Origin of the sequence: Paenibacillus peoriae, from assembly GCF_022531965.1 — a bacterium.
Taxonomy (GTDB): Bacteria; Bacillota; Bacilli; order Paenibacillales; family Paenibacillaceae; genus Paenibacillus; species Paenibacillus polymyxa_D.
Genome location: NZ_CP092831.1, coordinates 1,032,135 through 1,057,138 on the forward strand (window position 1 = coordinate 1,032,135; position 25,004 = coordinate 1,057,138).

The following is a 25,004-nucleotide window of genomic DNA, read 5'->3' on the forward strand; positions in this document are numbered from 1 at the left end:
TGTTTTAGAGAAAAGGTTTTACACCCACTCAATAACCTGATCTACAGATCGCCGAGTTTTGCCACGCGGCTCGTTGAGACGGTAGCCAAATGCCACCATACAAGAAATACCGAAATGCTTGGCATCCATAATGCCTTCTTCAGAGAGGATGCGTTCGATTTCCTGTTTATTAAAACCTTCGATAGGGCAGGAATCAATGCCGATTTGAGCTGCGGCAGTCATCATGTTGCCCAGTGCGATGTAGGTTTGTCGGCAGCCCCACTCGAACAAGGCTCTTTTGTTTTCCTCCAGCGCAAAATCTGATTTTAGGAAGGCGTCATATACTTTCTCTTTGCCTTGCATCACTTCAGCTGGTAATTGCTGCACGTTCTCCATCATACTCTTGATATAATCGGAGGAGGCTATCATATCTTCAGGAAGTCTAGAGAGGATGAGTACAAAATGGCTGGCTGTTGGCAGTTGTTTTTGGGCCCCCCAAGAGTAAGGCAGTAGCTTCTCACGCATAGCTTTACTCTGAACGACAACAAATTTCCAAGGTTCAAAGCCAAACGAGCTTGGAGATAAACGACCGGTTTCAAGAATAAAGTCGAAGTCAGAATCGCTAATTTTCTTATGACTATCGAATTCCTTCGTTGCATGTCTGAACTCGTATGCAGATAAGATTTGATCTTTAGTAGTAGCTAAGGTTTCCATCGTTATTCCACTCCTTATGGATGTGATTAAAATTGACGCTTACCAAGTGACATGCTTAATATTAGAATATACATGATCGTTTTTGAAGTACGCACATTAATGTGCTGTAGTATATAAAATGATACTAAGGAGGAGAAAAGCCTATGCGCAATCGGAAAGGCGGCTTTGGGGAATGTACCGCTGGAAATAATCAGGCGTGTCCAGTTGAGTTCACGCTGGACGTGATTGGGGGCAAATGGAAAGGGATTATTTTGTATCATCTCATGTATGGGACTAAGCGATTTAGTGATTTTCGGCGGATATGTCCGGGGATCACCCAGCGTATGCTGACACTCCAATTGCGCGAGCTGGAAGAGGATGGTGTCGTTCACCGTGAAGTATACCAGCAGGTTCCGCCTAAGGTTGAATACTCTCTCACCGAATTCGGGAAAACGCTCATACCGATTATTAACTTGATGAAAGATTGGGGAGAAGAATATAAAACAAAACAGCGATCACCAGAAAGCAGTCTTCAGCAACCTAGCCCCAATGTGTAGGTTTTTGAAGACGGCTCCACGAAAAAGACCTGGCCATCATTTTGGCAGGTCTTTTGGTTTATTAAAAAGGAATGTGCAAAGTTCGTTTTTCAGTTGACAGCAAGGACGACGCTTGATATATTTCTTACGATATTGATAATCATTATCATATGTATCGGGAGATCATCTGCACAATATATAGGGGGCTAATCAGTTGAAAAGGAAATCGTATTTTATGATGACAGCTATGTTACTTGTATTGTCTGTATTCATCAGCGCTTGCGGCGGAAATAATAATGGAAGTAATCCGGCTTCATCTTCAGGAGATAAGCAAGAGTCGGCTTCTACTGGAGAGACGAGAAGCTTTAAAACGGTTAAAGGGGATATTCAAATTCCGACCAAGCCACAGCGCATTGTAACGGATTTTTACGGTGGAGAATTGCTGTCCGTGGGTGCTAACGTGGTGGGTGTAGAGCCGACTGCGTTTCAAAATCCTTTTCTGACCGATTTGCTGAAGGAACAAGGAACCAAAGAGGTGGGTGATCCGACCAATTTGGAAAAGACGTTGGAACTCAAACCCGATCTGATCGTGGTTATGAAGGATACGAATTATGAGGCTTTGTCTAAAATTGCACCTACCCTGTACATTCCGTACGGCACGACGACTAATATTTATGATACGGTCAAGCTGTTCGGCGATATCACCGGGGAAAAGGAGAAGGCTGAGCAATTTATTGCTGCATTTGATAAAAAGGCCGCTGAAGGTCGCGCACGTCTTAAAGGTGTGATTGACGAAAAGGCAACTTTCGGTCTGTATGAGCTGACGGACAAGCATGCACTTTGGATCTTTGGCGACAATGCGGGTCGCGGTGGACAAGCCGTGTACAATGCGCTCAAACTGAACTTGCCAAAGAAAACAATGAACTCCAAGGAACAAACGGTACAGCTTTCGATGGAGGTATTGCCGCAGTATGACGCAGATTATATGTTCCTGACTACGTATGACCCGGAGAAAAAGGGTGACGCGCTCAAGCAACTGAAGTCGTCCGCTGTATGGGGGAATCTTCCTGCGGTGAAGAACAATAGAGTGTTCTTTAACGATTTTGATACGTATTATCGCTATGATCCAATCGCTATTACTGGGCAAATTGATATGATCGTAGATATGCTGATCGAAAGAGAAAAAGAGAATAAAGCTAAACAATAGGTGTGAGATTCTGCGTTGTGACGAATTGTTGAAATAGATAAGAGATCGCATATTATACACAGTATATAGCATTAAAAACCAGTCCAACATGAATCATGTTTGGACTGGTTTTTGATTTACTATTTTGTCGTAATTTCAATAGTATCTTCTTTTTGTATCCAATCTACCTTGGCCCCCAGCGTTTCGCTGATCAGCCTTAATGGAAGATAACCAATACCATTCACCATGAAGGGCGGATTGGTAAGCTTTACAGCCTTACCGTTCACTTTTGCTTGGCTGGTTTTGAAATTTATTTCTAGAAAGACAGGGTGATCTTCTGCCTTGGACTGATCTATTTTTGCTATTTTGCTGTTGAAATCATAAGCGATCTCGGCCCCCAGTTTATCAAAAACAGAACGAAGGGGAATAAACGCTTGCCCGTTGCGGGTAATGACACCATTACTCAGAGAGACAGGCGAACCATTGAGACGGACAAGAATCGGTTTTTGTACAGGAACTGGTGAACTATACAGAAACTCATAGTCTCCTATACCTAGCTGCGCGTGTTTGTTGACACCCCAGCCCCATAAGGCCCCATCTGCTTTTTGCATGATTACGTGCCGTGGACCTGCTTTGATACTTTGAATATTTTTAGCAAGCAATGTAAAGGGGGCGTTGGATGGTAACTTTTCACCATCTAGAGACGCAACATATACATTCCCAGCTGTGGTGAGGGCGAGTATGGAGCGTTCGGCGAAAAAGGCGTCTTTAACATCTTTTACTCCTGATAATAGCACAGGGGTATTTTCATTGTGATAGGTTGTATTATCTGAGTAACCTGTGACCGTTTCACCCCAGAACCATAACCGTCCTTGTCGATCAATCGCGAGATTGGAACTTCCATTGGTCTTAATTATTTTGATGTCCGATAAGGCTTGAATCTGCGATACGGATAAAGTTTCGGACGGAGTTACATTTTTATCAAATTCTTTGGGCCATGTCCATACAGTACCGTCTTTCTTTAAGGCTATGTTTTTGGAGATAGCAGTAATATCCTTTAATGATGGAACAAGCTCGAAGCCCTGCAAGGACCTTGTATTTTTCCATACACTTCCGTCCTTCTTCAAGAAGATCCAGCGTTCCTCATATTGCGGTCTTTTTTCATAGTAACTATCCAATTCTGTAACATTTTCGATGCCGGATAGGGTTTGAAAAGGAGCAAAGTTGCCACCATTTTCGATTCGATCAGCGGATAATACGTTTCCTTCGGCGTTTAGGGCGAGCACATGATCATTCATAATACGCACGTTTATGATGTTTGGTAGTCCTTCCAGAGAAATGAATTTCACGGATTCAGAAATGTTGTTTCTTGGCACATACCAGGCGGAATGATCTTGTAAGGTAAATATCAGATCGCCTTCCTGGATTATATTCGAAAATGTTCTTACAACGTTTGGCTTATCCTCTACACGAGTCGGTACGGATTGATTATAGCCCCATAACCACAAGCTCCCATCGGATTGAATCAGACTCCCGGAATCATAGGAGCGAATACGGGACGCCGATTCATCACCGGCCGCCCATGCACTGGAGCTGAACAATAACAGAGCGATCATACTGATTAACAGAGTACATCTTTTCATGCGTTTTTCCTCATTTCTTCATCAATGTATATAAGGTTAAATAACGCCTTGGGGAATATCTCCTTATCAATAGACGAAGAATATATAGAAAAGTTTTCCACAAATCGTTGGATTCCAATAAAATAGCCTCCAAACCCACGAGCAGAGGCGGGTTTGAGAGGCTATTTCTTGAGCATGGAAGCAGAATATGACTTGGGACGGGTTCTTCCAATGGTCAGCCCGTTATTCGGCTGCGCACGATCAATAAGGTTTGTTCTTTGATTTGTCCGATTTCACGGAGGAGTGCGGCTGTTTTAGCTTCGTAGGATTGTTTGACATCCAAATCTTTCAGCGAAGCAAGGTTAATGTCGACGGTAAGCAGGGCAGATTGAGCGGCGGCTTCGAACAGGATCGCGCCGATGCCAAGATCCGAAATCACATTTTTATTGGACACTTCCACAATGTTATAGGCTTGCGACAATCCGTCTCGGCATACTTCCAGCAGGCGCATGGGTACCTCAATGGCAGCGATCACCGCTGTCTGTAGGGAATGGGTACGATAGCGCTTTTCTTCGTCTGTTTCCTTGGGCAAACGCAGGGCAGTCATATACTGTTCAAAGGATTGGATGTCTGCGACCATTAATTCCTCACAATGTGTAGACAATCTTTCCATGCTGCTAATGACGTCCGTGATTTGTTCATGGATGTGCGCGTATTTTTCTCCTTGTGAAAGGTTGGCGGTCATGGAGGTCATAGCCGCGCCTAGTGCCGCAGCCAGTGCGGATACACTTCCTCCGCCAGGGGTAGGAGCTGCACTTGCAGCCTCTTTCAGAAAATGTCCGATGGAATGATTCCACGACAGTTCACTCATGAGTAAACCACCTCTCTGGAGTAGTGTTGCAGATGTATTGCTTTGAGCAGATTTTTGTACAAAATCGCAGTCGTTAAGGTGCCAACACCGCCGGGAACCGGAGAAATAGCATGTACTTTTTCCCCCACGTCTAAAGCGGCATCTCCCACTATTTTTCCCTCTAGCGTCTCATTAATTCCCGCATCTACCAAAATCAAACCGGGATGAACCATATCTTGCGTAATCACATCAGGGCATCCGACTGCCACGAAGGCAATGTCTGCATGGCTCAGATGCTCTGCAATATCACGCGTACCTGCATGACAGGCGGTAACGGTGGCGTTTTCTCTTTGCAACATGTGGAAAAGGGGAAGTCCCACTGTCTGTCCGATGCCCACGAGCGTGACATTTTTGCCTGCCAATGTGTGACCGTAATGCTTGAGCAGCTCGATACAGGCTTGAGGTGTTGCGGGATATAGTCCGGCGTCACCTGTTACAGTAGCCAGCTTGTTATCGGGTGTAATCCCATCAATATCCTTGTAGGGGGCAATGGATTGTTTAATAACGGAGGCGGAAAGATGTTGGGGAAGCGGCAGTTCCAGCATAATGCCATGTACATGGGATGCATCGTTCAGACTGCCGATCAGGTGCAGTAGCTCGGTTTCGCTAACATGACGATCAAACGTATGGAGATGAAATGAGATGCCCAGCTTCTCCGCTATTTTTTGCTTGGTCCGTGCATAGTATGCAGATGCCGGATCACCTTCTACCAATAGGGTTGCCAGATGGGGACGGTGTCCTTGCTGCTTCATTTCTTCTACCTGTGAACGGATCGTTGCATATACTTGCTCAGCTGCTTCTTTGGATTTCATGATAATAGCCATAGTCCGAGCCTCCTCTGAATTTATTGCATAATGGAATCAACAGGGTGTCATGGTCTTGTAAAACGAAAAAAAGTATTTGCACAAGGTCGTCAAGACAGACGAATCCTCTGCAAATACTTCTCCCAGGCGAACGGTACGCTTTTTTTGTATGCTCCCTCGTGGTTCATTCCACTGACTTCGCCAGTCACATACAGCGTTATTATACCTTATATTTTAACAAACAATCATCAGAAAAGAAACCCGCGAACATTTGGAAAACGGGTTATGTTACTTGTCTATATGACAAATGTCATATACACGAACTGACGTTTATGACTACAGCGCCTAGAGCGTTCTCCTTATACTGAGATTAGATCAACATGTACGCCTAACAGGATCAAGGTATAGGCGTCATTTTAAAGGAGGATCATAATGAGTATGACACAACTCCCATTAGCCCAATTGAAAAAAAATATGGCTCCCTACGAGAAAATAAACACGAAATCCAGCGTTCTGCAACTTATCAATACCTTGGGTCCACTGATCCTATTGTGGTATGCTGCTTATCTTAGCCTGTCGGTCTCGTACTGGCTGACGCTTCCCATTGCCATTGTTGCATCGGGGTTTGTGGTACGGACGTTTATTATTTTTCATGATTGTGGTCATCAATCCTTCTTCAAAAGCCGCAAGCTGAACGACATTGTGGGAACGATTACAGGTATTATTACGCTCTGCCCTTATCACCAATGGAAAAATAGTCACGCGATCCACCATGCAACCAGCAGTAATCTGGATAAAAGAGGCACAGGTGACATGTGGGTGCTTACGGTAGAAGAGTACACAGAGGCTTCCACATGGACACGGTTGGCCTATCGCATATACCGAAATCCTTGGGTTATGTTCGGACTAGGTCCGATCTATACTTTTTTGATTTCCTATCGCTTTAATATCAAGACAGCCAAACGCAAGGAAAAAATGAACACTCATGTGACGAATATATCCATCGTTGCATTGTATGCACTGTTGTGCTGGGCTATTGGATGGCAGGCCTTCCTTCTCGTACAGGCACCTATCTTTTTTGTATCCGGTATGTTGGGAATCTGGTTGTTCTATGTACAACATCAATTTGAGGATTCGTATTTTGAGCACGATGAAGAGTGGAGTTATATTAATGCAGCCGTAGAAGGCAGTTCTTACTACAAGCTTCCTAAAGTATTGCAATGGATTACGGGCAATATCGGATTTCATCACGTTCATCACCTGAGTCCCAAAGTTCCAAATTATAATTTGGAGAAAGCACATGAAGCGACACCGTTACTTCAAAAGGCGACCACGATCACAGTGAGTAGCAGTCTGCAATCGTTGAAGTTCCGACTTTGGGATGAAAATACGAAAACCTTTTTGACCTTTAAACAAGTGAAGCCGCTCCTCAGCAAACGTGTAGCAGTTACGAAACCCATGCCTACACCTGTTGTAGGCACAGAAAGAAAATAACGTTGAACAAAACCTGGTATGATAAGATAAGGAATATAAGTCATGTGAAGTAGAAGAGGGTGGGCAGGATGCAAAAATGGTATCAGATCTTCCAAAGAAATACAGGGCTTAGCCCTTATGTTTGGGTCGTCTTTTACATCCTGCCCTTTTACTACTTTAGCTCTTCATCTACAGGTCATATTATTTTGGGTACTGCTATTATTTTGGTATTCTTTGCATGTTATGTACTGGCTTTTGTCTCAAAAGGCTGGCTCATATACTTTTGGACCAGTGTACAGATTGCCATATCGATTACCATGACACTGCTGTTCAGCTATATGTACTTTTCCATATTTATCGCCTATTTGATCGGTAATATTAAAAGTAAGGCTGCATTTACGACGCTGTATATTATTTTAATGGTTATTACGATTGGATTGATCAATTATGGTTTTGTTTCTCAGAATCCCGTTTTTATTAAACAGATTCCTTTTATCCTGCTTAATCTGATCGGTGTGATTCTCCTTCCGATTACGAATTTTAATCGCAACAAAAGCGATCGGCTCCAAGTCCAATTGGAGGATGCCAATAAGAAAATATCGGAATTGATTAAGCTGGAGGAACGGCAAAGAATTGCGCGTGACCTGCACGATACCTTAGGTCAGAAGTTGTCACTCATTGGGCTGAAGAGCGATTTGGCGGGCAAACTGATGGATCAGTACCCGGAGCGGGCGCATGTCGAAATTAACGATGTTCGTCTCACGGCAAGAAGCGCGTTAAAAGAGGTACGGGAAATGGTTACTCAAATGCGCGGTATGCGACTAGAGGATGAGCTACTACGTATTCGGCAGATTTTAAAGGCTGCTCACATTGAATTAACTCTAGAGGGCGACCCGAAGCTGGAGCATACATCATTAATGAATGAAAATGTTCTTAGCATGTGTATGAAGGAAGCCGTAACCAATGTAGTGAAACACAGTGGAGCTACCGCTTGCTCCATCACGATTGAGCCGTCTCGTAAGGAATTAACTCTTCGGATTCAGGATAATGGAGTCGGTATTACGAGAGAAAATGGAACCCTTCGTGGAAACGGCCTGCAAGGTATGAAGGAAAGGCTCGAATTCGTGAACGGATGTATGGAGCTGCGTTCAGATCAGGGAACGACCTTGGTCATTAAAGTGCCCAATATCCCTGAAAAGCCGAACGAGGAGGTGGGGCCATGATTCGAATTGTCATTGCAGAAGACCAGCGTATGCTGCTGGGTGCTCTAGCTTCTCTGCTAGACTTGGAAGAGGACATGAAAGTAGTCGGAAAAGCAAGCAACGGGGAAGAAGCTATAGAACTGGTGAAGCTGCATCAACCGGATATATGCATTATGGACATCGAAATGCCAATAAAGAGCGGATTGGATGCGGCTGAAGAACTCAAAGGCTTGAACTGCAAGATGCTGATTTTAACTACGTTTGCCCGCCCTGGGTATTTTGAACGAGCGATCAAGGCGGGGACACACGGTTATCTACTCAAGGACAGTCCCAGTGAAGAGCTGGCTTCCTCCATTCGCAGTATTATGGCAGGTCGGCGTATCTATGCTCCGGAACTGGTCGATGATGCTTATGCCGAAGTCAACCCGCTAACAGAGCGTGAAAAGACCGTCTTGGCGCTCATCGCTGACGGAAAGAACACAAAAGAGATTGCTGGTGAACTGTATTTAACGACAGGGACGGTGCGCAATTATATTTCAGTCATTCTCGATAAGTTGGGTGTCAGTAACCGGATCGAAGCGATTACACGTTTTAATGAAAAAGGTTGGTTTAAATGAGAAACAGAGACGCTATGAAGCAAAATATAGCGCTCTGTTTTTTTGTTTTATCCATAGATTTGGTATGCCTTTAGCGTACTACCTTGTGATACAATAGGATAGTTGTCCACAGGATGGACTGGAGTACAAGGAGGAGCAGAACCGCATGAAACAAGCCCCATTTATAGCCGTTGAAGGGCCCATCGGAGCAGGCAAAACGACGTTAGCTTCGATGCTTTCAACCGAGCTACATTGGCCGATAATCAAAGAGATTGTCGAGGAGAACCCATTTCTCGATAAATTTTATCAGAATATAGATGAGTGGAGTTTCCAGTTGGAAATGTTCTTCCTCTGCAATCGGTATAAGCAGTTGGAGGATACTGGTCTGCAATATATCGAGAAAGCTCAGCCTGTTATTTCTGATTATCATATCTACAAGAATTTGATTTTTGCTGAACGTACGCTTAAGGGTGTGAAGCTCGAAAAATATCGTCAAATCTATCATTTGCTCACAGATGATATGCCTAAGCCGGACATTATCATTTATATCAAAGCAGATTTGGATACCTTGCTGGGGAGAATTCGCAAGCGTGCACGCTCTTTTGAACAGGAGATGGACCCTGCCTATCTGGAGCAATTGATCATAGATTATGATAAAGGCATGCAGTTTCTCGCTGAACAGTCCCCTTCCCCTCGTATATTGACCGTGAACGGGAATGAAATTGATTTTGTAGAAAATCAGGCACAATTTAAACAAATTGTTTCCGATGTAAAGGAGCTTATATAGTGAATAATTACAACATTCCTGCAAATGCCTTGATTACGGTAGCGGGCACAGTGGGTGTAGGTAAATCCACGTTGACCGGTGCTTTGGCCGGACGCCTTGGTTTTAAAACCTCTTTGGAGCAGGTCGATCATAATCCCTATCTGGAGAAATTTTATCACGATTTCGAAAGATGGAGCTTTCATTTGCAAATTTATTTTCTCGCGGAACGCTTCAAGGAACAAAAGAATATTTTCCTGTCTGGTGGAGGCTTTGTGCAGGATCGTTCTATTTATGAGGATACAGGCATTTTTGCGAAAATGCATGCCGATCAGGGAACGATGAATCCTACCGATTATGAAACGTATACTAGCCTGTTTGAGGCGATGGTGATGACACCGTTTTTCCCTCACCCTGATGTGCTGATCTATCTGGAAGGCAGTTTGCCCTCCATTCTGAGTCGGATTGAGGAGCGCGGTCGCGAGATGGAGATCCAGACCGAGCGTTCTTATTGGGAGCAAATGCATCGCAGATATTCCAATTGGATCAACGAATTTGATGCCTGCCCTGTACTGCGTCTGAACATTGATGAGTATGATGTACATGACCCTGCTTCCATGGATGCTATTTTGGAAGAAGTAGGAAAAGTAATATCAAAAAAATAGAGATATAACCCCAAATAACTGACAGGGACTGTGGTACAATCAGTATAAATTAAGCTGATAGACCGCAGTCTTTTTTTGTCGAATAAACATGTTGAAGCACGAGATATGACTAACGGTATAGTGGACAAGTTTAGGCTGGAATGCGAGAATAGGTACATATGAATTGTAATGACTCACGGGAAGGATGGGATACTGTGATGCGTTTTGGTATTGTTGGAACCAACTGGATAACAGAGAGGTTTATTCAAGCTGCGATGGAGACGGACGAATTTTCCCTGACGGCGGTATACTCACGCACAGAGGATAAGGGCAAAGCTTTTGCTGACAAATATAACAGCCAGCCGGAGGTTTTTACAGACCTGGCGCAAATGGCCGCAAGTGACCAGGTCGATGCCGTATATATTGCCAGCCCCAATTCCTTACATGCGGAGCAGGCGATCTTATGTATGAATCACGGAAAGCACGTGTTGTGTGAGAAACCTTTTGCGTCTAATGCAGCAGAGGTGAAGAGTATGATCGAAGCCGCGCGCAACAACGATGTTCTGCTGATGGAGGCCGTTAAATCCACACTTATGCCTAACTTTAAAATAATAAAGGATCATATGTATAAAATAGGCCGGGTTCGGCGTTATTTTGCAAGCTACTGTCAATACTCCTCCCGCTTTGATGCTTTTAAGCAAGGTAAGGTATTGAATGCGTTTAACCCGGCCTTTTCCAATGGTTCCCTGATGGACCTTGGCGTGTATTGTTTGTATCCTATGGTGACTTTGTTCGGCAAACCTGAGGAGGTTCGGGCGGTTGGTGTGCTTTTATCCTCTGGTGTCGATGGCGAGGGCAGTATCGTGATGAAGTATCCTGATATGGATGCTATCGTCATGTATTCCAAAATTACAGATTCCTATCTGCCTGCTGAAATTCAGGGTGAGAATGGAACGATGGTGATCGACAAAATCAGTCAGCCCTATGAGGTGAAAATTCATTATCGGGACGGCACGATTGAGGATCTGACCAAAGCTCAGACGCGTGAGCCCATGTATTATGAAATTCAGGAATTTATAGATCTGATCAAGATTGGTGAACGCAACAGTTCCATTAACTCTTTGGAGTGTTCACTTACAGTCGCTGAAGTGATGGAGGAGGCAAGACAGCAATTCGGCCTTCGTTATGAAGCAGATTTGAAAAATACTTCTGCACATTAGTCAGTGGAATGATCGAAATTGCAATGCACAAAGGGCTGCCGATTTTGCAAACTTTGCAAATATACGGTTAGCCTTGTTTGGCTTTGTAGCCCTAAAAGGGTAAAGCAGTTATCCTTCTCCTCAATCGCTAGGTCACTTAACACCTCGTTTTTACAAATTACTATATTTCCTAAAACAACGTATTAACATTTGATTGATATGATCATATTTATAACTTTTACATATTAACTACACAGAGGAGTGTACACATGTTTAAGAAGTTTCAAAAATGGTCAGCAACATCTATGTCTGTTGCTCTTGCACTAGGTTTGATTACGGGCATGTCAGCCTTGCCTGTCCATGCTGAGTCATCAGGGAATACAGATCATGGTATTAGTAAAGTTACAGCTACATTTTATGGAGACACAAAAGGTTCCAAAGGATTTACCTGGTATACTTCAAAACTTTCCACGAAGAGCACTGTTCAAGTAATCAAGAAAACGGCTTCTGAAGCTGATTTTACGAGTGCTCTTACATTTGAAGGGACTTCTTCTCCATCGACCAATTCTCCAGAAGAGCTTGTCCATAAAGCTGTAGCTACAGGTCTTCAAGCGGACACAGCTTATTATTATCGTGTGGGTGATGCAGCGCGCGGGATATGGAGCGAAACAGGTACGTTTCAAACGGCTCCTAAGAGCGGCGAATTTACCTTCATTGATTTAGCTGATACACAAGCGAAAAGCGAAGATGAAGCCATATTGTCTTCACAGACGCTCGAAAAAGCACTTCAAACTGTAGGTAATGCTCAGTTTGTAGTCCACAACGGAGATATCGTAGACACCGGTACCAAAGAAGAGCAGTGGGACTGGTTGTTGGGACATTCACAAAAAAGTCTTTTGAATACAACCATTGTTCCTTCAGCAGGTAATCATGAGGATGAGAACTACGCTTTTTATGATCACTTTAATATTAATCAACCAGCTGGTTCTGCTACTAAAACAGGAGCGTACTACTCCTTTGATTACAGCAATGCTCACTTTATCGTACTGAACTCCAATGAGGACTCAGAGAAATATGCCAATTTTTCTGAAGATCAAGTCGCATGGTTAAAGAAAGATGCTGCGGCAGCCAAAAAGGCAGGTGCAAAGTGGATCATTGTTAACATTCACAAAGGTCCCTACACTACCTCTAATCATGCAACAGATTCTGACATCATGGATAACAATGGAGTTCGTAACCAAATCGCTCCACTCATGGACAAACTTGATATCGACTTTGTCGTGCAGGGGCACGATCATATTTACGCTCGTACGAAGCCAATCAACCAAGAGGGTAAAGCAACAACGCCAACCAAATTAAAAGATACATTAAATGAAAAGACGATTGAATATAGTGTGAATCCGGATGGAAGTATCTATGTCATCCCAGCAACTGCTGGCCCCAAAGTCTACTACAAGAACCCGAGTGAAAAACTTGGAGATAAGTACTATAATCTCTTTGAACTAGCTGAAGAGAATCATGCGGCAGTGTATGGCCCGGATCCGAGTGACAATCGTAGACCCACACGAGGACAGGTACAGAATTTTGTTGGCATCACTGTAGACGAAAATAAACTTACAGCCGTAACGTACGAAATTGATCAAAACAAAAATGATGCCAAACCTTTTATTGTGGATCAATTCGGAATCATCAAAAAATATTAGTATAATTGATTTAATGGTTTCTAAATAATCATAAAAGGATATCCTACAGTCTGGTCGGCTGCATGGATATCCTTTTTCATTTTCTTATAGGGACTTTCTTATAGAGACGTCTGATGTTGTGCTTGTAATACTTACGCCCTGTTCGGAAGCGGGTAAACCGTACATAATGCTATTAAGAGATCCAAAGTTCAAAAGTAGTCAATTTTACATATAGAAATTTTCTTGCAAAATATGGAGGGATAAAGCGATGGCTTATCAAGAAATCAATGGAGTACGCGTATGGGGATCACCTGACCCGGGAGCACTATCTCAAGCCCGCACATGTGCCGAAAATGGTAATGTGATTCAGGCGCTACTGATGGCAGATCATCATAAAGGCTACAGTCAGCCGATTGGCGGTGTGATGGTGTATGACGGACAAATTTCACCTTCAGGTGTAGGGTATGATATCGGCTGCGGGAATAAGGCGGTAAGATCCAAGCTGTTTGCCGCAGATATTATGCCACGTATTTCAGCCGTGATGGATGAGATTGCACGTCATATTTCGTTTGGTGTAGGCCGTGTGAATGCAATTCAGGTAGACCATGAGCTGTTCGATGACCCGGATTGGGCAGTATATGCGGCGATTGGGAAACAAGAACATGACAAACTGAAGTCCTTGGCGAGGGAACAGCTGGGTACAGTAGGGAGTGGTAATCACTTTGTTGATGTATTTGTGGAGGAAGCGACAGGACAGGTCTGGATTGCCAATCATTTCGGCAGCCGAGGCTTTGGGCACAAAACAGCAAGCGGGTTTCTAAATTTGGCTGCAGGACGGGAGTTTCTCGGAAAGGCGCCGGGAGAACATATGGATCAGCCGCCTGTACTGCTGGATATGAACAGTGAGCTGGGAGACATGTACTACCGTGCGATGCGCCTTGCCGGACGCTATGCGTATGCGGGACGTGACTATGTGATAGAACAAGTGCTTGGTATTATGGGGACCGAAGCGGATTTTACGGTGCATAACCACCATAATTACGCGTGGAAGGAACAGCATGATGGACGCGACACCATTGTAGTCCGCAAAGGCGCAACCCCCTCGGCCCCTGGCCAAATGGGCTTTATTGGAGGAAGCATGGGCGATATCTCGGTGATTGTGCGTGGGAAAGATTCGGTAGAAAATCGGGATTCCTACTATAGTACAGTCCATGGCGCAGGTCGTATTATGAGTCGTACCCAGGCAGCCGGTAAAATGAATTGGAAAACCCGCACACGGAATGGTGGACAAATCACGGATGTACAGATGAAGGAGGCTGTTCGGAACTACGGTGTCGAGCTGCGCGGAGCAGGTACAGACGAAAGTCCGTTCGTCTACCGCAAACTGCGCGAGGTACTGGACGCTCATTCCGAGACCGTGGAAGTTATGCATGTGCTGAAGCCAATCGGGGTATGCATGGCTGGGGCCAATGAGTTTGACCCGTATAAGGATTAATGAAAAGAGAAGGAAGAACGGGGCTGTACCCATAAAAAAGACGATGCCCGGCAGAAGTGTTCATTCGCCGAGCATCGTATTTAAAGTACATATATGCGTATATAATAGAAGGAACTCATGGCTTGATGTGCTTGTTGAGCAGCTCTAAATCTTACAGTTGATCAGCAAAAAGCTGTTCTTTAATATAAGCGACTGGCATCTCTTGGCCTGTCCACAGTTCGAAGGCTAATGCGCCCTGCCACAGCATCATGCCCAGACCGTTAATGGCGGTTGCACCTACGGATTCAGCTTGTTCCATCAGCTTGGATTTAGCTGGGCTGTATACTACATCGGTTACAATCAGATCGGAACGAAGCATGGACACATCCTCAATTACACTTTTGCCTTCCAGCGGTTTCATACCCACACCTGTACCATTAGCGAAAATATGACTTGTAAGAATCTCTTCACGCAGCTTCTCCTGATTCTCTAATGCATAGATATTCGCCTTGACTTGGGCATGTTTCATCTCTTCATTAATCATACGGACATTTTCTTCCGCCCGGGCAAAGAACTGGTCATTACGAGCGAAAATTGAAATTTCTGCGAGACCAGCTCGAGCGGCTTCAATAGCAATCGGCGTTGCAGCACCGCCTGAGCCGACGAGTGTCATTTTCTTACCTTTCAGATCAATACCGTTCTCCTGCAAGTTACGAACATAACCTGATCCATCTGTACTGTAGCCTTTCAGCTTACCATCCGTATTCACGACAGTGTTGACGGCACCTGTAAATTTAGCGCTGTCGTCTAGCTCGTCAAGATACTGGAGTATAGCTGTTTTGTTAGGCATGGACACGTTATAACCGCGTATGTTCAGAGCGCGCATCCCTCGTACGACCTCTTCAAGCTGTTCATTGCCTACTTCAAAGGCCATATACGCGTTATTTAGGCCCAGCTTTTCAAACGCAAGATTATGCATAGCCGGGGACAAAGAGTGTCCGATCGGTGTAGCTAGCAGTCCGATTAATTGTGTTCTTCCGTCAATACGTCCAGCATTTTTCATGATATAAGCCTCCAAGTAACGTGTGTAGTTTAATGAAACACTTTTTTATATCGATAAGCAACAAACACGGCCAGCAAAATACTGACTACAGCAATCGCAATATCCAGAATGAATACGGAGGTAATTCCCAGACTTTTGGACATGCTCCCGGTAGCCAAAGGCATCAGGATGAACGATAGGCTGGCTGCTATGTTTACGAGAGAAGTCGTAGTTCCTTTGTTCTTGCGGAAAAATTCCGTCATTACCGTAAGGGCAATTTGGAATATGCCTGCGGTAGACAAGCCGATTAAGAATGAACTGATCAAGGTAGCGACAGGATTGTGCCATACAATTAAAGCCAGCAAAGAAAGTAGGGCAATAAGCGGATACACAATCATGACGGTAATGGGCTTAATGAATCTACCAAGTACCATAGCCAACAAAATAACGGAAACTAATGAACCTATACTATAGTAGCTCAGCAGCTTAATAGCGCTGGCTTTGTCCATGCCAAGAGCCTCTTGTCCAAAGGTAGGAAGCCATAGCTGCACGATCATGAACAATACAGTTGAAGTAAAACCGATAATAATCAGAGACAAACCTTCTTGCCAAAACTTAGGCTCGCTGTGGAACGAATCCGTTGATTGACCAGTCTCGGCTGGAGCCTTTTGTTCCTCGGCTTTGTGGTTGGGGAAAGCGGTCATTGACAAGAAAATCCCGTTCAGCAGATAAATTCCTGCTGGAATAAAGAAGGAATATCCATAGAACATATCGTGATTAATAAAAAATGCAATCATGAAAGGAATAACAATGGCACCGATCGAGATGGATGCTTTGACTAGGACGGTTGCAGACCCGGCTTTTTTTCCGAACCCTTCAATGAGTGCGGGATAAGTCCCCGCATCCATCATCGAGTTGCAGAGCCCTGCGATAATGGCAAACACGAATGCCAACGTGTAGTTAGGTGCAAGCGGAATACCGATTAGGAAGATTAAATAAGCAAATGATGCAATAACAATGAGTGGTTTCCTTCCGTATTTATCTGACATTTTTCCGGCTACTCCGAGAGCGAGCAGTTTACCGATTCCAATCGCTGACACCAGATAGCCGATGGCTGCTTTATCCGTGTTCAATTGCACGGTCAGAAAGCTCATATTCGACGAGAGAATAACATTAATCATACCCAGAAGAAAATAGTTGATATAAAGCCCTGTTGCCATTCTGATATAAGGATTTTTCATAAGTGTAACTCCCAACATAAATTTTAGATCAATGGCCTAGGTAGGCATCGTCCAGGTGTATTAAAGTACGCCCACAAACAAGTGAAAATATTCACATAATGTCTATGTCTTAATTATATAAGGGGTGTTATTATAAATCCAATGCATATTTTTATCGTTTTTCATAGTTTGGTTCTATAATTTAAAATATGAATTAAAGAAGGGAATTACATAATTATGAACCTGAAGCACTTACAATATTTTCGTGTACTTGCGGAGATGGAGCATTTTACTCAGGCAGCTATGCGGCTATGTATCACTCAACCCAGTTTAAGTCATGCGATTTCAGAATTAGAAAAGGATTTGGGCGTTCATCTGTTTGAGAAGCAGGGGAGAAATATTCGGTTAAACAAATACGGACGATTTTTTCTGAAGTATGTGGAGCACGCGATGGATGAATTGGAAAAGGGGGAGCATAACTTACGGGAATTAGTGAGTCCAAGTCATGGTAATATAGATTTGGCGTTCATTTACACACTAGGTTCACACTTCATTCCAGCAATAATCCAAGCCTTTTCAGCTCTGGATGCCCGTAAAGACATTTCCTTTTCGTTTCACCAAGGGAATACGAACGATATTATTCAAGGCCTGAAGCAGGAACACTATGACGTGGCGTTCTGCTCTCACGTGGAAAATGAACCGGATGTGGAGTTTATTCCGTTGGCTCAGCAGGAACTGGTGGTCATTGTTTCGCCTGATCATCCACTGGCTTCTCTGGACCAAATTGATCTCAAGGATACAGCAGATTACCCGGTGATCTTCTTCAACAAAAAGAGTGGGGTTCGGCCCATTATTGAGAATTTGTTTGCCAAGGCGGGCGTTACGCCACAGATTATTTGCGAGATTGAAGAAGATACGGCAATGGCAGGACTGGTGTCTATCAATTACGGGATCGGAGTTATGCCCCGCATTTCATCGTTAGATTATTTTAACGTCAAAACATTGCCTATTATTAATCCAGAATACGAGCGTTTTATCTACCTAGCCAGCATTAAAAATAGATATTTATCCCCGGCAGTAGTGGACTTTCGGAACTTTGCATTAAGCTATGGCAAGGAGTTTTATCTGAAAACGCATCAGCGCGTCTAGGCCGGGGTTCCGCAATATTTAAACTTGATAAATCTTAAAATGTGTTCTATACTTCATCATCGACACAGGTAATGTGAAATGATTCACATTTTTAATACTACAAGACTTACTTACAAAAGCAGGTGAATTCATGATGAAACGTTCTTCTTTTCCAGTGGCGACAGGACTTTATGTAAACTATCTTTTGTTCGGCATGTTTAATATTATGCTGGCGTCACACATGTCCTTTTTAACAGAGCATTTGCATACAGATCAGGCGGGCATCAGTCTCTTGGTTTCTGCGATGGGATTTGGCAGGCTGTTTACGCTGTACATATCCGGGGTGCTCTCCGACCGTTATGGTCGCAAGCCGTTTATTGTGGCAGCAGGGCTACTGATGGCTGTATTCCTGGTCGGTATACCGCTAAGCCCCAGCTTTGAGATGGCGATTGTGCTGGCTGTGCTGGCAGGCGTAGCGAATTCCTTTCTTGATTCAGGCACTTATCCAGCGCTGATCGAAGCTTTTCCCCAATCCTCTGGTTCGGCTACAGTGTTGGTGAGAGGTTTCATATCCATCGGGGCGGCATTTTTACCGTTAATGATTATCTTTTTTATGAATCACGACATTTTCTACGGGTTCTCTTTCTTTTTACCTGCCCTCATATTTGCTTTGAATGCAATGTACTTATTCAAGATGAAGTTCCCAGACATGCGGGTTCAGTCACCCAAGGAGTCCGTTGGTGATACTTCTGTATCAAGCGTTGAGCAAGCGGGAAAATTGGAGGCAAATGACCGGAGTAAGCCACGGTTTTGGCAGGAAGGGCTATGCCTTATCTTGCTCGGATTTACGGGACCAACCTTGCTTTATATTGTGCAGTTATGGCTTCCTACTTTTGGACAACAGTTTATCGGTATGACCGAATCAGAGTCTCTCAGATTATTAGTTTATTATAATATGGGTTCGCTGGTTTCCGTGTTTGTATTGGTCATTGTGTTAAGAAAATGGGTTAAACCTGTTCATATTATCCTTATTTATCCATGTATTTCCTTATTGGCTTTTGGAGCGCTTCTCCTTTTCAAGTCAGGGGCTGCAGCCATTATTTGTGCGAGTGTTATCGGGTTTTCAATATCAGGTGTACTTCAGCTGACATTAACCGTAATGAGTGAATTTTTTAGTCAACGAAAAGGCCAGATTACCGGGTTTGTTTATACAGCAACCTCGCTGTCATACACGATTATTCCCGTGTTTACAGGCTTTCTGTTGAAGCATTCTCAGATATCGAGTGTTTTTATGCTAGCTATTATTGTGAATGTGCTAGGGATTGTACTGGCGGTGTTTGTTAATGTTCGGTACAGTTTGGTTTTTCCAGCAATTCGCAAATTGTCGCCTAAAATCGTGCTTGAACCTAAATAATTGACGACTGGATCTAATCATCTGCATGCTTATTCAGAATGCGTTATACTATGAATTATTGTGAATGTTCGACTTGAAATTGTAATTTGGGAGTGAGATAGAGATGGCTAAAATCGTAAAGGTGAAGGATGTTCTGATCGGTGAAGGAGCGCCAAAAATTTGTGTGCCCATGGTGGGAGAAACGTTGGAGCAGTTGAAGGAAGAAGCTACTTATTTGCGTACGCTCGACCTGGATATCGTAGAGTGGAGAGTCGATTTTTTCGAGCATGTGGAGGATTTGGAAAAGGTAAAAGCTGCCTTACATGAAATTCGGTCTATTTTAGCAAATGTTCCGCTCGTATTTACGTTCCGTAGCGCTCGGGAAGGCGGAGAAAAGGAAATCAGTGCGGCGAGTTATGTGGAATTGAACCGTACGGTAGCCGAAACGGGGCAAGTCGAACTTATTGATGTAGAGCTTTTTAATGAGGAAGCCGATGTGAAGACGCTGGTAGAAGCAGCACATAAGCATAACGTGTATGTGATTATATCTAATCATGATTTTCATAAGACGCCGTCGAAGGAGGAGATTGTGTCCCGGTTACGTAAGGCGCAGGAATTGGGAGGCGATCTGCCTAAGATAGCAGTGATGCCGACCAATACAGCCGATGTGCTCACTTTGCTGGATGCCACGCGTACTATGGCAGAAGAGCATGCAGATCGGCCGATTATTACGATGTCGATGGCGGGGAAAGGTGTCGTGAGCCGCCTGACCGGAGAACTGTTTGGTTCGGCTTTGACCTTTGGTGCCGCTAAGAAAGCTTCCGCACCGGGGCAGATTCCTGTCACTGAACTGAGAGAGATATTGACGGTGCTGCATAGCCATTCTTAAAAGACGGATGGCATGCTCGCCAGTCAGTAATATATCCGCAGTGAACCAAAAAGGAGGGCCCCCATGCGATAAGCATGCTGGAGCCCTCCTTTTTGGTGTAACTCTTAATTCAATCCCCGAGTAGGTTCATATAACTCCCAACCTAGATTCAGCGTTTGAATAATATAGTCTGCGACTTCTTCCGCATCCAACTGATCTGTATCGATCTTGGAGTGATTCACCGCGTAGATGTCCTGTCTGGAACGGAATAAATCCTCAATTTCCCCTAAAGTCTTGTTTTGTAGATTAGGACGGGTGTCAATCAGCATCTTGAGCCGATCTTTCCAGGAATCCCAATTTAAATCCAAGAAGAAAACAATCGATGAAGCCAAACAAGCTTGCTTCACCTCTTCCTGTAAAAATGCACCACCGCCAACGGAAATGATTTTAAGGCGTGTGTTGCTGCACAGCTTCAAAATATGCTCTTTTTCAATCTCACGGAAACGCTTCTCTCCATAAGTCTTGAAAATCTCTGTTGTTGGCATGTTGTACTCTTGTTCAATCTCCTGGTCAATGTCCACGAAATCGCGATACAGCTTGCGCGCTAGATGGGAACCGATCGTTGTTTTACCTACACCCATAAAGCCGATGAGCACAATATTTTGTTCTTTTAATGGAATCTCACTATTGTTTTGCACGATAACCACTCTTTTCTCACCAGTAATGTTGAGATGTAACGCTTCAAAGCACTAAATACATTATACGTTCATCAAACGTGTCATTCAATAGTATAGATCACATCAGCAATGAGGTATACGATAAAAGGGACTCTGAATACCAATTAAGTGATAAACAGCAGGCAAACGAAACAAGGTATTCAAGTATTGTTTAATGTGTAAATTGAAGAAAAACAAACTTGTACAAGTATAAAAGAGGCAATTTTATGTACTAAATTGAAAAAAAGGACATATTTTGCCGAGAAATATATTGAAATTACTGGAAGTGTGATTATAATAGAATTATACAAATTGTAAATGTAATCGCTCTATTTACAATTTGTGCTTTATATAATTTATGAGACAAAATTACTTTGAACCAAAAACCAAGTATACATATGCAAATAGTTGAATGATGCTTTATAGACGTGTATCGGTCATTGGGTTCATTGTGCGAAGGTGGTGATACGGTCTACACGTTCTAGTCAACGAAGAGTTGGAACAATGAAAAATATCTACGAGAGGGATGAATTGACATGAAAACAAACACAGCTAACGTATTGAAAAAGGGAATCAGTATCGCTTTATCAGGAATGTTGGTCGCCTTATTTGTCGGCAATTATTCTGCACATGCAGCTCCAGAAGTCGTCCATAAGACTATACTTGTTAAAGCAGGAGAAGTTTACGATGGTAAAGGCAAGACTGTAGTGGCTGATCCCGATACCTTGGGAGACGGAAGCCAGAAAGAGGCTCAGAAGCCTATCTTTAAGCTTGAAAATAATGCAACACTGAAAAATGTGATCATCGCTGCCCCTGCTGCGGATGGTGTGCATGTATATGGCAACGGCACAATCTCCAACGTAACGTGGGAGGATGTCGGTGAAGATGCGTTGACGCTTAAAGAACCAGGTACGGTAAACATTACGGGCGGTGGAGCGTTCCACGCATATGATAAAGTGTTCCAAATTAATGCCGAAGGCACGATTAACATTAAAAACTTTAGAGCCGATGATATCGGTAAGCTGGTTCGCCAACTTGGGGGCTCTACATTTAGAGTGAATATGACTTTGGATAACTCGGATATTTCCAACGTGAAGGATTCGATCCTGAGATCGGACGGTCCTAACAGCAAAGCTAAAATTACGAATACTCGTTATCATAATGTAAAACAATTGTTCAAAGGTTTTAAATCCAGTAATACGAGCGAGTCCGGCAATACTCAATATTAATTGGTATAGAATAGAGTAAGGATAGGAGTGCGGATGTGATAAGGGGCTGCCCAACAGGTCGTATGATCTGCTTGGACAAGCCCCTTTTTGGGTGCAATGAGTTACCCCTAGATGATCTGGGCTTCGTTCGGAACGAGGACTGTGATATGATCGTGCTATTACATTTTATACAAAAAAGTTGGGTAGCTATGAATCCTCTTTATCAATATGTGAATGTTGACGGCACTTTGAATGATACGCTGGTGCAGAATCGTGAAATTTTATATACAGGTACGAATGGTCGACATGTGGAACGTTTTTACGTGTCTTCCTCTGAAAGTTATATATTCAAACCGCTAACCAATGATGATCAGAAGGGGCGGGAGAGATGGGTGTATGAGCATGTGCTTCCTGCGTTATCACCGATCTATCCCCGATTGCTAGCCTGGTCTGATGCAGGTGTGGATGGCGGAGAAGAATGGATGGTTTTTGAGGATCTTGGTCCGTTACATCATCTACACGCAGACGAAACTTTATTGCGAGCTGTTAGACTTGTTGCATGGTGGCATGCTTTGCCGACGGATCGTTTTGCTGGGATACCGCTGCGGGGACCAAAGCCACTCATTCAGGAGATGGTTTCCGAGCTATACACGCGCAAGCCGGATGTGTTACAGCTTTGCAGCTCACTAGGATTATCTAAGCAACAGATGCAGCGTATGTATGTACAGCTGGAGCATGTATCTTTTTCACAGCAGCTTGTACTGTCTCATGGTGATCTTCATCCGGGGAACTATGCGCTGAGCGGGGAACGGCTTATGGTGCTGGATTGGGAGCATACTCATCTGAACACACCGCTGTGGGATGTATATCACCTGATCGACATGTCCCATCCGTTGTTTCCCCGACGCATGACGTCCGAATTGCGTATTCGTATACTGGACACCTACGTGGAGCAGCTGGAGCTGTTGGGGATAAGAGTGGATCGAACGGCTTTTATGCTGGAATATGGCATGTTTGCTGTGGTATTTTCGCTCTGGATGCTGTTGTTAATCACAAGTGATTTGCAAAGGATTGGAACGCACCTGCATAGAAACGGCGACAAATGGTCAAAAGAGCAATTAGAGTCCCAGTTGGACGAAACGTTAGCCTGTTTGAACCAGTGTGCTGCGATGATGGATTGGGGACAAGCCCAGCGATGTAGATAGTAGCTTAAGACATAGACTGTATTTAGTTAGCCAAAGAAGGTAGGGAATATATCCATGAAAAAAGTTGGTTTGGTCATGAGAAAAATACAATTTGCTGAAGCACAGGGTCCGCGTATTTTCGCAGAACGTCTGAAGCAAATCGGGTTGGAATTGGGGGTGAACATCGTATTTGTATCACCGGAGCGCCATGTGAGCAGTCATGACTGGCTTCCGGGTTATGAACACGAAAAAGGCGACCTGGTCAATTATGACGTCGTACTGGACCAACTCCATGAGCAGCAGATTGAGCACGTTATTTATACGGTATCTGGCTTTACCTATTTGAACATGTTTTTTAAAAACAGCGTGCTTTTTCCGCATAGTTTTCCTGATCCGGCACTGACAGGCTATGAAATGATGAAGCCTTTTTATCAGATCGTGGACAAGGCTATCGTACAGACTGCCTTTCTCAAGCAGGAGATGGCTTCGAAGTTTGGCGTAACCGATGTGACAGTCATCCCAATCGGATTTAATGAGCGGCTGGTGGAAAAGCATTTTGATCCCTCGCAAGTGGTAGAGAACCGGGTGATGTGGATTGGTAGAGATGAGGAGAACCGACGTCCGGATTTGGTACTGGAGTATGCGAGGCATAATCCTGACAAGGATGTCTATATGGTATTTGGCGGTGAACGCTACAAGGAAAGTATGAAGAAATATGATATCCCGGACAATGTTAAACTTCAATTTGCGTTGACGCAAGATGAGGTGTTTGCGCTGATGAACACGGCGAAGGTGTACTGGAGCTGCTCCAAATTTGATACGTTCGCCATGCCGCTGACCGAAGCGCTCGCTATGGGTAAAATCGTGGTTAAGCCAGAGCATCCTTGCTATGGACATATCAGCTCTACGCATTCTTTTTCAGGGAATGAGAAAAACTGGTTTGAGCTGGTCAATATGGCTGCCGCCTCACCCCGTCGGGTTTCTACAGAAAATCAGGCATACGCCATGGAACAGTTTTCAAGTCAGGTGATGAAGCAGGGATACCGAGACTTTTTTGATCATTGGTTAAGCTGAGCAGCGAGGCATAATACTGTGGTTGCAACTCGCGTTTGGGTATCCAGAGTGAAATAAAAATAACCCGCAAGGGGGTCACTTTTTTTCAAAAATTCCATCTTGCGGGTTACGGTTCATCATTGACTTATCGTTTGGACTTTACTGGAACCGGGGTTCCTTTTTTAAAGCAAACCGGTCTTCTCGGAATTCTGCGAATGCTGGATTCTGCAGATTTGGAAGGTAACGCCGTACGAGTTGTCTTTGATGCCGGTTTGCTTTTACTTGTACTGGTGATGAACTCGAGAGTGAAATTGACTATAGAATCATCAATGGGGAGTCTGCGCAGACCCAATCGTCTGGATGATCCGCTGCTGTAGTTCCAACACCAGTGAAAACTATGGCTAGTATTTCTCGGAAGCCGTGTGCGGTA

24 protein-coding genes and 1 riboswitch are annotated in these 25,004 nt (G+C 43.9%); of the genes, 17 read left to right on the forward strand and 7 right to left on the reverse strand.

The window, feature by feature from the left end:
* Positions 1-18 precede the first annotated feature (18 nt).
* Entirely contained in the window at positions 19-693 is a 675-nt protein-coding gene (locus MLD56_RS04665) for an NAD(P)H-dependent oxidoreductase (RefSeq protein ID WP_029517631.1), read from the reverse strand.
* A 143-nt stretch (positions 694-836) separates the two neighbouring features.
* Here MLD56_RS04665 and MLD56_RS04670 point away from each other — a divergent pair, with 143 nt between their 5' ends.
* A complete protein-coding gene (locus MLD56_RS04670; RefSeq protein ID WP_029517630.1) occupies positions 837-1,229 on the forward strand; it encodes a winged helix-turn-helix transcriptional regulator in 393 nt (130 codons plus the stop codon).
* Between the two features lie 193 nt (positions 1,230-1,422).
* Positions 1,423-2,415, forward strand: a complete 993-nt coding sequence (locus MLD56_RS04675) for an ABC transporter substrate-binding protein (protein WP_029517629.1) — start codon at positions 1,423-1,425, stop codon at positions 2,413-2,415.
* A 119-nt stretch (positions 2,416-2,534) separates the two neighbouring features.
* On the opposite strand, the gene MLD56_RS04680 is transcribed toward MLD56_RS04675, so the two are convergent.
* The 3 genes from MLD56_RS04680 to MLD56_RS04690 all read right to left on the reverse strand — a co-directional run bounded on the left by MLD56_RS04680 (position 2,535) and on the right by MLD56_RS04690 (position 5,750).
* Positions 2,535-4,037, reverse strand: coding sequence for a stalk domain-containing protein (locus MLD56_RS04680; RefSeq protein WP_029517628.1), 1,503 nt, complete (start codon positions 4,035-4,037; stop codon positions 2,535-2,537).
* A 214-nt stretch (positions 4,038-4,251) separates the two neighbouring features.
* Entirely contained in the window at positions 4,252-4,887 is a 636-nt protein-coding gene (locus MLD56_RS04685) for a cyclodeaminase/cyclohydrolase family protein (protein WP_029517627.1), read from the reverse strand.
* Positions 4,884-5,750 carry a bifunctional 5,10-methylenetetrahydrofolate dehydrogenase/5,10-methenyltetrahydrofolate cyclohydrolase gene (locus MLD56_RS04690; RefSeq protein WP_029517626.1) on the reverse strand — a complete coding sequence of 289 codons (867 nt, stop codon included), beginning with the start codon at positions 5,748-5,750 and terminating at the stop codon, positions 4,884-4,886. The genes MLD56_RS04685 and MLD56_RS04690 overlap by 4 nt, the downstream gene beginning before the upstream one ends.
* A 113-nt stretch (positions 5,751-5,863) precedes the next feature.
* Positions 5,864-5,948: riboswitch (ZMP/ZTP riboswitch) on the reverse strand.
* 213 nt (positions 5,949-6,161) lie between these two features.
* Here MLD56_RS04690 and MLD56_RS04695 point away from each other — a divergent pair.
* The 8 genes from MLD56_RS04695 to MLD56_RS04730 all read left to right on the forward strand — a co-directional run bounded on the left by MLD56_RS04695 (position 6,162) and on the right by MLD56_RS04730 (position 14,783).
* Positions 6,162-7,223, forward strand: a complete 1,062-nt coding sequence (locus MLD56_RS04695) for a Delta(5) desaturase DesA (RefSeq protein ID WP_029517625.1) — start codon at positions 6,162-6,164, stop codon at positions 7,221-7,223.
* A gap of 68 nt (positions 7,224-7,291) precedes the next feature.
* On the forward strand, positions 7,292-8,425 hold the full coding sequence (locus tag MLD56_RS04700; RefSeq protein WP_029517624.1) for a sensor histidine kinase: 1,134 nt from the start codon (positions 7,292-7,294) through the stop codon (positions 8,423-8,425).
* Entirely contained in the window at positions 8,422-9,021 is a 600-nt protein-coding gene (locus tag MLD56_RS04705; RefSeq protein WP_029517623.1) for a response regulator transcription factor, read from the forward strand. The genes MLD56_RS04700 and MLD56_RS04705 overlap by 4 nt, the downstream gene beginning before the upstream one ends.
* Positions 9,022-9,166: 145 nt before the next feature.
* On the forward strand, positions 9,167-9,787 hold the full coding sequence (locus MLD56_RS04710; RefSeq protein WP_029517622.1) for a deoxynucleoside kinase: 621 nt from the start codon (positions 9,167-9,169) through the stop codon (positions 9,785-9,787).
* Positions 9,787-10,428 (forward strand): deoxynucleoside kinase, encoded by a 642-nt coding sequence (locus tag MLD56_RS04715; RefSeq protein WP_013308920.1) that lies wholly within the window; start codon positions 9,787-9,789, stop codon positions 10,426-10,428. The genes MLD56_RS04710 and MLD56_RS04715 overlap by 1 nt, the downstream gene beginning before the upstream one ends.
* Positions 10,429-10,625: 197 nt before the next feature.
* Positions 10,626-11,627: a Gfo/Idh/MocA family protein gene (locus MLD56_RS04720; RefSeq protein ID WP_029517621.1), complete on the forward strand. Its 1,002-nt coding sequence runs from the start codon at positions 10,626-10,628 to the stop codon at positions 11,625-11,627.
* A gap of 248 nt (positions 11,628-11,875) precedes the next feature.
* On the forward strand, positions 11,876-13,309 hold the full coding sequence (locus MLD56_RS04725) for a purple acid phosphatase family protein (RefSeq protein ID WP_029517620.1): 1,434 nt from the start codon (positions 11,876-11,878) through the stop codon (positions 13,307-13,309).
* Between the two features lie 247 nt (positions 13,310-13,556).
* Positions 13,557-14,783, forward strand: a complete 1,227-nt coding sequence (locus MLD56_RS04730; protein ID WP_029517619.1) for an RtcB family protein — start codon at positions 13,557-13,559, stop codon at positions 14,781-14,783.
* A 151-nt stretch (positions 14,784-14,934) separates the two neighbouring features.
* On the opposite strand, the gene MLD56_RS04735 is transcribed toward MLD56_RS04730, so the two are convergent.
* Positions 14,935-15,825 (reverse strand): shikimate dehydrogenase, encoded by an 891-nt coding sequence (locus MLD56_RS04735; protein WP_029517618.1) that lies wholly within the window; start codon positions 15,823-15,825, stop codon positions 14,935-14,937.
* Between the two features lie 29 nt (positions 15,826-15,854).
* Entirely contained in the window at positions 15,855-17,045 is a 1,191-nt protein-coding gene (locus tag MLD56_RS04740; protein ID WP_029517617.1) for an MFS transporter, read from the reverse strand.
* A gap of 216 nt (positions 17,046-17,261) precedes the next feature.
* Here MLD56_RS04740 and MLD56_RS04745 point away from each other — a divergent pair, with 216 nt between their 5' ends.
* The 3 genes from MLD56_RS04745 (at position 17,262) to aroD (ending at position 20,434) form a co-directional block, all read left to right on the forward strand.
* Positions 17,262-18,173 (forward strand): LysR family transcriptional regulator, encoded by a 912-nt coding sequence (locus tag MLD56_RS04745; RefSeq protein ID WP_029517616.1) that lies wholly within the window; start codon positions 17,262-17,264, stop codon positions 18,171-18,173.
* A 130-nt stretch (positions 18,174-18,303) separates the two neighbouring features.
* A complete protein-coding gene (locus MLD56_RS04750; protein ID WP_241113479.1) occupies positions 18,304-19,566 on the forward strand; it encodes an MFS transporter in 1,263 nt (420 codons plus the stop codon).
* A gap of 103 nt (positions 19,567-19,669) precedes the next feature.
* On the forward strand, positions 19,670-20,434 hold the full coding sequence (gene aroD / locus MLD56_RS04755; RefSeq protein WP_028542038.1) for a type I 3-dehydroquinate dehydratase: 765 nt from the start codon (positions 19,670-19,672) through the stop codon (positions 20,432-20,434).
* Positions 20,435-20,538: 104 nt separating this feature from the next.
* Here the strand turns inward: aroD and MLD56_RS04760 are convergent, their stop codons facing one another.
* Positions 20,539-21,111 carry a shikimate kinase gene (locus MLD56_RS04760; protein WP_029517614.1) on the reverse strand — a complete coding sequence of 191 codons (573 nt, stop codon included), beginning with the start codon at positions 21,109-21,111 and terminating at the stop codon, positions 20,539-20,541.
* 554 nt (positions 21,112-21,665) lie between these two features.
* On the opposite strand from MLD56_RS04760, the gene MLD56_RS04765 reads away from it, so the two are divergent.
* The 4 genes from MLD56_RS04765 to MLD56_RS04780 all read left to right on the forward strand — a co-directional run bounded on the left by MLD56_RS04765 (position 21,666) and on the right by MLD56_RS04780 (position 24,951).
* The gene (locus MLD56_RS04765; protein ID WP_029517613.1) at positions 21,666-22,358 is read left to right on the forward strand and encodes a pectate lyase; all 693 of its coding nucleotides are present in this window, start codon (positions 21,666-21,668) and stop codon (positions 22,356-22,358) included.
* Between the two features lie 146 nt (positions 22,359-22,504).
* Positions 22,505-23,542: an aminoglycoside phosphotransferase family protein gene (locus MLD56_RS04770; RefSeq protein ID WP_029517612.1), complete on the forward strand. Its 1,038-nt coding sequence runs from the start codon at positions 22,505-22,507 to the stop codon at positions 23,540-23,542.
* A 54-nt stretch (positions 23,543-23,596) separates the two neighbouring features.
* Positions 23,597-24,595 (forward strand): glycosyltransferase, encoded by a 999-nt coding sequence (locus tag MLD56_RS04775; RefSeq protein WP_069012910.1) that lies wholly within the window; start codon positions 23,597-23,599, stop codon positions 24,593-24,595.
* Between the two features lie 119 nt (positions 24,596-24,714).
* The gene (locus MLD56_RS04780) at positions 24,715-24,951 is read left to right on the forward strand and encodes a hypothetical protein (protein ID WP_241113480.1); all 237 of its coding nucleotides are present in this window, start codon (positions 24,715-24,717) and stop codon (positions 24,949-24,951) included.
* The last annotated feature ends 53 nt before the right edge of the window (positions 24,952-25,004 follow it).